Source organism: Mycolicibacterium peregrinum (assembly GCF_001665625.1).
In the GTDB taxonomy this organism is placed as follows: domain Bacteria; phylum Actinomycetota; class Actinomycetes; order Mycobacteriales; family Mycobacteriaceae; genus Mycobacterium; species Mycobacterium peregrinum_B.
This window is the reverse complement of sequence record NZ_LZSY01000202.1, coordinates 1-8,856: the sequence shown is the minus strand read 5'-3', so window position 1 is coordinate 8,856 and position 8,856 is coordinate 1. Positions and strand designations below refer to the sequence as shown.

General features: G+C 67.9%; 8 protein-coding genes. 1 reads left to right on the top strand and 7 read right to left on the bottom strand.

Annotated features, from left to right (window positions below):
- The 3 genes from A5779_RS32235 to A5779_RS32225 all read right to left on the bottom strand — a co-directional run.
- A partial coding sequence (locus A5779_RS32235) for a GTP-binding protein (RefSeq protein WP_236734956.1) occupies positions 1-189 on the bottom strand: 189 nt, incomplete at its 3' end.
- Positions 189-1,127: a sulfate adenylyltransferase subunit CysD gene (cysD, locus tag A5779_RS32230; RefSeq protein WP_064888112.1), complete on the bottom strand. Its 939-nt coding sequence runs from the start codon at positions 1,125-1,127 to the stop codon at positions 189-191. The genes cysD and A5779_RS32235, both read right to left, overlap by 1 nt.
- A 94-nt stretch (positions 1,128-1,221) precedes the next feature.
- The gene (locus tag A5779_RS32225; protein ID WP_064888110.1) at positions 1,222-2,556 is read right to left on the bottom strand and encodes an MFS transporter; all 1,335 of its coding nucleotides are present in this window, start codon (positions 2,554-2,556) and stop codon (positions 1,222-1,224) included.
- A gap of 83 nt (positions 2,557-2,639) precedes the next feature.
- Here A5779_RS32225 and A5779_RS32220 point away from each other — a divergent pair, with 83 nt between their 5' ends.
- A complete protein-coding gene (locus A5779_RS32220; RefSeq protein ID WP_064888108.1) occupies positions 2,640-3,053 on the top strand; it encodes a PaaI family thioesterase in 414 nt (137 codons plus the stop codon).
- A 1-nt stretch (position 3,054) separates the two neighbouring features.
- Here A5779_RS32220 and A5779_RS32215 read toward each other — a convergent pair whose 3' ends face one another.
- From A5779_RS32215 to A5779_RS32200, 4 genes are all read right to left on the bottom strand, one after another.
- A complete protein-coding gene (locus A5779_RS32215) occupies positions 3,055-3,546 on the bottom strand; it encodes a beta-class carbonic anhydrase (RefSeq protein WP_064888106.1) in 492 nt (163 codons plus the stop codon).
- 123 nt (positions 3,547-3,669) lie between these two features.
- On the bottom strand, positions 3,670-5,613 hold the full coding sequence (locus A5779_RS32210) for an ArnT family glycosyltransferase (protein WP_064888103.1): 1,944 nt from the start codon (positions 5,611-5,613) through the stop codon (positions 3,670-3,672).
- Positions 5,610-6,896, bottom strand: coding sequence for a bifunctional glycosyltransferase family 2/GtrA family protein (locus A5779_RS32205; RefSeq protein ID WP_064888100.1), 1,287 nt, complete (start codon positions 6,894-6,896; stop codon positions 5,610-5,612). Before A5779_RS32205 ends, A5779_RS32210 begins: the two co-directional genes overlap by 4 nt.
- A gap of 55 nt (positions 6,897-6,951) precedes the next feature.
- Positions 6,952-8,760, bottom strand: coding sequence for an ArnT family glycosyltransferase (locus tag A5779_RS32200; protein ID WP_064888098.1), 1,809 nt, complete (start codon positions 8,758-8,760; stop codon positions 6,952-6,954).
- Positions 8,761-8,856 lie beyond the last annotated feature (96 nt).

Below are 8,856 nucleotides of genomic sequence, written 5' to 3'. Positions count from 1 at the left end.
CTCGGCGCGCAGCCCGTCGGTGACCAGTGCCAGGTCGGTGTAGTCGTGGCCGCGTTCCTTGGAGGTGCGCTCGACGGCGGCCAGCTGATCCTCCATGACCGCCTTCGAGTCGAACAGCAGCCGGCCGATCAGCGTGGACTTGCCGTCGTCGACGGAACCCGCCGTGGCGATTCTCAACAACGTGCTCATCAGAAATACCCCTCGCGCTTACGGTCTTCCATTCCGGCCTCGGAGATCCGGTCATCGGCGCGGGTGGCGCCGCGCTCGGTCAGCCGCGACACCGCGGTCTCGGCGATGACCTCGGAAACCGTTGCGGCGGTGGACTCCACGCAGCCGGTGCAGGTGACGTCGCCGACGGTGCGGAACCGCACGGTCTTCTCGATCACCGGTTCGTCCTTGCGGGGTTGCATGAACTTGTGCACCGCGAGCAGCATGCCGTCGCGCTCGAACACCTTGCGCTGGTGCGCGTAGTAGATGGACGGCAGCTTGATCTTCTCGGCGCCGATGTAGGACCAGATGTCGAACTCGGTCCAGTTGGAGATCGGGAAGGCCCGGATGTGCTCGCCCTTGTGGTGCCGCCCGTTGTACAGGTTCCACAGCTCGGGACGCTGGGCCTTGGGGTCCCACTGGCCGAACTCGTCGCGGAAGGAGAACACGCGCTCTTTGGCGCGGGCCTTCTCCTCGTCGCGACGGGCGCCACCGAACGCGGCGTCGAACTTGTTCTCCCGGATGCCGCGCAGCAGCGTCACGGTCTGGATCGGGTTGCGCGACGGGATGGTCTCGACCACGCGGCCTGCGTCGATGTCGTCCTGCACCTTGGCCACGACCAGGCGCGCACCGTAGTGCTCGACGAGCTCGTCGCGGGTCTCGTAAACCTCGTCGAAGTTGTGCCCTGTGTCGACGTGCATGACGGGGAACGGCAGCCGTCCTGGCGCGAACGCCTTGACCGCCAGGTGCAGCATGACGATCGAGTCCTTGCCGCCGGAGAACAGCAGCACCGGCTTCTCGAACTCGGCGGCGACCTCACGGATGATGTGGATGGCCTCGGCCTCCAGGGACCGCAGGTGGCTCAGCTCGTACTGCCCGGCACGGCCGGACTGCTGATCGGATTTCTGTGCGGTGGTCATCACTTCCCCATTAAGTTGGTAGGAATGGCCAGAATTGCAAGCATGGCCAGGAATCTAGCCGCCCTGCCGCCGCGGTGTCAATGGCGGGCAACCCTCAAATCCGATGCCCGCTTACGTGGGCACCTGCGTGCCGCGGCAGCCGCACCGTGGCGACCAGGGTCAGCGCCAGCAAAGCGCCCAGGACCAGGTAGGTCACCGAATATGAGGTGAATTGGCTGAGCAGCAGCGCTGCCACCGCGATGCCCAGTCCAGCCGCCAACTCCTGCACCGAGGCGTTGAGCGTGTTGGCGTGCGTCAGGTGCTCCCCGTCTACGTCGGAGAACGCCAGGCTGTTGTAGGCGGTGAAGCCGATCGACCGCAGCGCCCCGCTCAGATAGAGGACGACGGCCATCACCGCCACTGGCAGGCCCGGCCGCAACGCGGCCAGCAGGCCGAAGCACGCGACCGAGGTCACCCCGTTGACCAGCAGCACGGTCCGGATGCCGTACCTGCGCATCAACGGGGTGGTGGCCGGCTTGATGGTCAGGTTCCCGGCGAACAACGCGGCCACCATGACGCCGGCTGCCAGCGGCGTCCAGCCGAACTCCAGCTGGAATTGCAGCGGCAGCAGGAACGGCACCGCGGTGATCACCAGTCGGTACAGCGACCCGGCCACCACCGTGATGCGCAGCGTGTGCACCCTCAGCACCCGCAACTGCACCAGCGGGGCCGGCGCCCTGAGCAGCCGCCACATGGCCGCGCCGAGTAGGACGACTGCCGCGGCGCCGCATCCGGTGACCAGTCCCCAGTCGGTCCCCGAGACCCGGATGTTCTCCAATGCGATGAGGGCCGCAGCAATCCCCGAGCCGAGTGCCAGCAGGCCCGGCCAGTCCAGCGACCGGACCGCGGATTGCGGCCCGCCGCGGACGAGTCCGAGCGCCAGGACAATTCCGATCACGCCGATCGGAATGTTGATCGCGAAGATCCACCGCCAGCTGCCCAGCGTCGCGATGGCCCCACCGAGCACCGGAGCCAGCACCGGTGCGGTGAGCGCCGGCCAGGTCAATAGTGCGATGGCCCGCACGAGGTCGGACTTGCTGCTGTGCCGCAACACTGCCAGGCGGCCGACGGGCACCATCATGGCGCCGCCGACCCCTTGCAGGATCCGCATCGCCACCAACATCGGCAGTGAGGCACTCACCGCGCAGCCGACCGAGGCCAGCGTGAACACTGCGATCGCCCCGATGAACACCCGGCGGACACCGAACCGGTCGGCCAGCCAGCCGCTGGCCGGGATCAGAACCGCGACCGTGACCAGGTATGCCGAGATCGCCACGTTGACATCGACAGCCTCGACACCGAACGACGCGGCGATCAACGGGATGGCCGGGGCGATGATCGTGGCGTCCAGGATTTCCATGAACAGCGCCCCGGCCACCAGCAGCGCCATCCCCCGTGGGAACGGCGGATTCACTGTGCGCTTACCCCGCAGGTAATTGAGACGCTGACCGCCGGCGGCAGACACTGGCGGCCATGAGTATCCAGACCGGCCCGGAAGTCATGGCGCAATTCCTCCCCCAGTCGCCGTTCGTGGCCAAACTCGGCATTTTCGCCGAAAACCTCGACGGCCCCGAGGTCCGACTTCGGTTGCCGTGGGATCCGTCGAACATCACGATCGCCGACATGGTGCACGGCGGTGCGATCGCCGCGTTGGCCGACGTCACGGTGATGGCGGCAGCCTGGGCGCACGCCGACGTTCCGGATTCGCTTCGCGGAGTGACGGTCTCGATGACAATCAACTACCTGGCGCCGGCCCGCGCCACCGATCTGATCGGCCTCGGGCGCGTGCTGCGTCAGGGTAGGTCCCTGGTGAACAGCGAGGTCGATATCGTCACTCCTGACGGCGAGGCGGTGGCGAAGGCCATCGCGACGTACAAGGTGGGGTGAGCTACAGCGTCACCTCGTTGAGCTTGCCGGTGGCGACGTCGAAGATGAAGCCGCGCAACGATTCATGCTTTGTGACGAACGGGCTGGCCTCGATGCGACGCAACGACTGACGCACGTCCTCGGCCAGGTCGACGAAGGACTCGGCGGCCCAGTTCGGCTTGATTCCGGTTTCGTCCTGGATCTGCTGTTTGAACCCGTCGTCGGTGAATGTCAGCATGCCGCAGTCGGTGTGGTGGATCAGGATGATTTCTTTGGTGCCGAGCAGCCGCTGGCTGATGGCCAGTGAGCGGATCTCGTCGTCGGTGATGACACCACCGGCATTGCGGATGACGTGCGCCTCACCGTCGCCCAGGCCGAGGATCCGGTAGACGTCCAGCCTGGCGTCCATGCACGCGACCACCGCAACGTGCTTGCTGGGCGGCAACGGCAACGGCCCGGAAAAGGTCGTGGCATAGACCTCGTTGTTGGCCAGGTACTGGTCGGTGACAGACATGAATCGACGCTAACCCCGCGCCGCCGACAGGACCAGAGGAAGAATCAGGCTGAGCCGATTGGGGTGCGCCCAGGCGGCGGCCGTCCTGCCGGGGGGATGTGGACGGCCGCCGCGGTCTGGGTGTCAGGCGACGGGCGCAGACAGGTCGTACACCGGAACCTCACCGACCATGTTCTTGGTGAAGTGCTCGCGAACCCATGTGGTGATCTCCCCCGCGCTACCGCCGGGATCACGCGGCGGTCCGGGCGGCCCGCCGCGACCACCTGCGGGCCGATCGAGGAAGTAGCGGACCTGGCCATCGGCAACATATTGCTGGAACTGCGCCAGCGTGGGCGAGTTGTCACTGCCCGTGAAACCGCCGATTGCCATCAACGACTCGCCCGTCTTGAGCTCTAGATCGCTGACCTGCATCGAGCCGACACCGGCTGCGGCCCAGCGCCCGTCGGCCCCCGCGATGAGCTCGGCCAGTGCCGGATCATCGGCGCGCCCGAATCCACCAGGACCGCCAGGACCACCGGGTCCGCCGAACCCCATGTCCCGGTTGGGTCCCGAGGTGGCCATCGGCCCACCGCCGTGGACTTTCGCCACCGTCTCGACGGTGTAGGCCGCCGTCGCGGCGAGCCCGAAGACCATGGCCGCCAGCGCCACCACCGCGGGGACCTTGCCCGCCCGGTGGGCAGTGATCGCCAGGGCGACCGCCGTCAGTGCCGAGCCGATCAACACGATCCAGCGCAGCGCCGGCAACCAGTCAGGCGTCCGGTCCAGCAGCACGAACGCCCACGCCCCGGTCCCGGCCAGCATCAGCGCCAGCACCAGCCGGGCTGCCGATCGGGCACGGACCCGCCACAATTCGACGACCGAGATGCCCACCAGAGCCGCCACCGCAGGCGCCAGCGCCACGGTGTAATAGGGATGGATGATCCCGTCCATGAAGCTGAACACCACGGCGGTGACCAGCAGCCAGCCGCCCCACATCAGCACACCGGCCCGCGGTCCGGCAGTGCGCGCGGTGCGCCGGGTCAGCCACAGCATGGCAACCAGCCCGATCAGCGCCGCAGGCAACAGCCACGACGCCTCGGTGCCCATCGACATCCCGAACATCCGGCCGATCCCGGGATCACCGCCGAACATCAGGTTGGGGCCGCCGCCGGGACCGTGACCGAAACCGGGTCCACCCGGACCGGGGCCCGAGCCGGGCCCGTGCCCCTCCTGCCCCAGGATGCGTTGCAGCCCGTTGTAGCCGAAGGCCAATTGCAACAGGCTGTTGTCGGTCGATCCGGCGATGTAGGGCCGGGAGTCCGCCGGCCACAGCGCCACCAGCGCGAGGTACCAGCCCGACGAGACGATCATCGTCGCCGCGCCGATCAGCAAGGTACCCAGTCGTTTCCACACTCCGACCGCGGGCGCGGCGACCAGGAACATCAGGGCCAGGCCCGGCACGATCAGGAAGGCCTGCAGCATCTTGGTCAGGAACGCGAACCCGAGCGCACATCCTGCCAATGCCACCCACCCGGCGCTGGCCCGTGCCGACACCGGCCCGACGGCACGCACCATGAAGTAAGCCGCCAGCACCAACAGCAGGACCAGGAGTGCATCGGGATTGTTGTAGCGGAACATGGAGGCCGCGACCGGTGTCAGCGCCAACGCCGCCCCGGCGATCAGTCCGGCGGCCGGACCGCTGGTGCGGCGCACGGTGGCGTAGAGCAGTGCCACCGCACCCACCCCCATCAACGCCTGCGGCAGCAGCATGGTGAACTCGTTGAAGCCGAACAGCCGGCCCGACAAGCCCATTGCCCACATCGCGGCCGGTGGTTTGTCGACCGTGATGGCGTTGCCGGCATCCAGCGATCCGAAAAGCCAGGCTTTCCAGGACTGGGTGCCCGCTTGGGCCGCGGCGGCGTAGTAGCTGTTGGCCCACCCCGACGATCCCAGCCCCCAGAGGTAGAGCACCGCGGTGCCGGCCAGCAGAGCCCAATAGGTGGGGCGAATCCAGCGCGGTGTCAATGTCTTCGGCGATTCCGCGGTCTCCGCGGCGGCTTCTGGTGCCGTGTCGACGATGGTCGTCATAGTTCGGTCCCTCGATTCGGCGCGGTCACCTGCCGTGTCCGCGCGGGGTGGAAGACCCACCCGCGCAACAGGACGAAGCGCACCACGGTGGCCAACAGGTTGGCCGCCACCAATACTGCAAGCTCGACGCCGCGGTGCGGCACGGGCGTCACGACGTGCAAGAGTCCCAGTGATCCGCTGGTGATGGCCAGCGCGATCCCGAACACCGTCAATCCCTCCAGATGATGGCGGGTGACGTTGCCCGAACCGGCGATGCCGAAGGTGAAGCGGCGGTTGGCTGCGGTGTTTCCGATCGCGGTCACCAGTAGGGCGATCAGGTTGGCGGCCTGCGCGCCGACACCGGCCCGCAGGGCCGTGAACAGCAACAGGTAGGCCAGCGTGGAGACCACACCGACCGCACCGAAACGCACCGCCTGGCGCAACAACGATCCGGGGGCAGCCGATTTCCGAGAGGACCCGAGCTGCGCGGCGATCGTGTTCACCGGGATCGACCCGTTGGCGAACCCGCGCAGCAGCCGCCCGATGCCCTTGAGATCGGCGGCCGCCGTGGCGACGATGTCCACCCGGCTGTCCGGATCGTCCACCCAGTCCACCGGAACCTCGTGAATGCGCAGACCGCTGCGTTCGGCCAGCACCAGAAGCTCGGTGTCGAAGAACCACCCGGTATCGGCAACGTGGGGCAGCAACTCGCGGGCAACGTCGGCGCGAATCGCCTTGAATCCACACTGGGCATCCGAGAACCGGGCTGCCAAAGTCGATTTCAGGATGAAGTTGTAGCAGCGCGAGATGAACTCGCGCTTGGCGCCGCGGACGACCCGTGAGCCGCGGCCCAGACGGGTGCCGATGGCCAGGTCGGAGTGGCCGGAGATCAGTGGTGCCACCAACGGCGCAAGCGCGGCCAGGTCGGTGGACAGGTCGACGTCCATGTACGCCAGCACGGGCGCGTCCGAAGCCGACCACACCGCCCGCAGTGCGCGTCCGCGCCCCTTCTCCTCCAGCCGGACCACCCGCACGTCGTCGAGGTCAGCGGCCAGTTCGGCAGCGATGCGCGGGGTTTCGTCGACACTGGCATTGTCGGCGATGGTGATGCGCACCGGCACCGCGAAGTTCTCGGCGAGATACCGGTGCAGCCGGCGAACCGAATGGGCGAGCGTTGCCTGCTCGTTGTACACCGGTACGACGACGTCGAGCACCGGAACCCCGGCGTCCCGCGCGGCATGTGTGGCGTTGGGCCGCGACGCGAAATGAAAGCGCTGCTCGGGTTCTTCGACCAAGGTTGTCATGAGTTCATCGTTCTCCGCAGGGTTGTGATCCGGGTTGGGCGAAGCTATGCGCCGGCTATGTGTTCGACGCACGGTGAGTCAGGTCGTAGATGGTGACGTCGTCGACGGTGACCGGGTTGTAGTGGGCCTGGACCCATTCCGCGATCTCGGTGGCGGCCTGGCTGCCACTGGGGGTGTGTCCGCCGAATCCGCCGGCCATGATGCGGGATCGGATGAAGTAGTGGATGGCGCCGTCGTCGACGAGACGCTGGAATTCGTCGAGCGTGGGTGCCGGATCCGTGCCGTTGAAGCCTCCGACTGCCATCACCGGTGCGCGGGTGGCCAATTGGTATCCGGCGGCATTCGACGAGCCCACCACGGCGGCCGCCCACCGGTAGCGGTCGGCATCTGCGGTCAGCGTTGCGGTCAGCGTCGGCCCTGGATCGGGGGCGGCGAACATTCCGCCGAACCCGCCGCCACCACGCGATGGACCGACGGACGGTATCGCCCCGGTGTGCGGGGCGGAGGCGGTGGCGATCGAATACGCGGCCGGACCGGCCAGGCAGGCTGCGACCGCCAGCACCGCCGTCACCCGCACCATCGGGCGCTCCAACCGTGTGACCATCAGCAGCAGTACCGCGGCACCCACACCCACCACTGCCACTGCCGCCCGCAGCCACGGGAAGGCATCGTCGTTGCGGACCAACAGCACTGCGGCCAGGATCGCGGTCACCAACACCGCGCCCGACATCGCCGTGGCGGCGCGGAGGTCGGTGCGGTGTTGCCACAGCAACCTCGCCCCGATGCCGATGACCGCACCGATGGCCGGGGCGAGCGCCACGGTGTAATAGGGGTGGACGATGCCGTTCATGAAGCTGAACACCAGCGCGGTGACCAGGAGCCAGCCGCCCCAGAGAATCAAGGCGGCCCGGGCCGGATCGGTGCGGGCGGCCCGGCGGGTCAGGTAGAGGCCGGCCACCAGGCAGATCAGTGCGGCGGGCAACAACCAGGCGATGTCGGCGCCCATCTGCGACCCGAACAACCGGCCGGGCCCGACGTCGAAGTTCAGATTGCCGAGGCCACCCGTTTCGTCACCGGTGAGCCGACCCAAACCGTTGTAGCCCAATGCCAATTCGAGAATACTGTCGTGCTGCGAACCACCGATGTAGGGCCGTGACGAGGACGGCCACAACTCCACCAGCACCAGGTACCAGCCACCGCTGAGGACCATGGCGACGCCGGCGGTGGCGACATCGAGGATGCGTCGGCCCAGTGGGCGGTCTCCGGCGACCAGCGCCGCGGCGGCAATACCCGGCAGCACCAGGAATGCCTGCAGCATCTTGGCCAGGAAACCGAAGCCGAGTGCGACCCCCGCACCGACGAACCACCAACGGCTGGAGTTCTTTTCGATGCCGCGCTGCACGCAGTAGGCCGCCACGACGAGCAGCAGCACCAGAAGCGCGTCGGGATTGTTGAACCGGAAGATCAAGGCGGCCACCGGCGTCAGCGCCAGGACGGTGCCGGCCAACAGACCGGCCCACGGTCCGACCGCCCGGCGTACCGCCGCGTAGAGCACCGCGACCGCACCGACGCCCATGAGCGCCTGCGGCACCAGCACACTCCACGGGCTCAGCCCGAACAGGCGCACCGAGAGATCGGTGACCCACAGCGCCGCCGGCGTCTTGTCCACGGTGATGGCGTTGCCCGCGTCACTGGATCCGAAGAGCATCGCGGTCCAGTTCTCGGCACCGGCCTGCGCGGCGGCCGAGTAGAACGCGTTGGCCCACCCGCTGATCGACAGGTTCCACAGGTAGAGCACCGCGGTGCCGGCGGCGACACCCGAGGAGTCGAAGCCCCGCAACTCGACCCCGATCACCCAGCGCATCGCGGTGGGCCTGCTGTTGGCCGGCACCGCGGTGCTCTACCTGTGGAACCTGTCGATCAGCGGGTGGGCCAACGCGTTCTACTCGGCCGCCGCGCA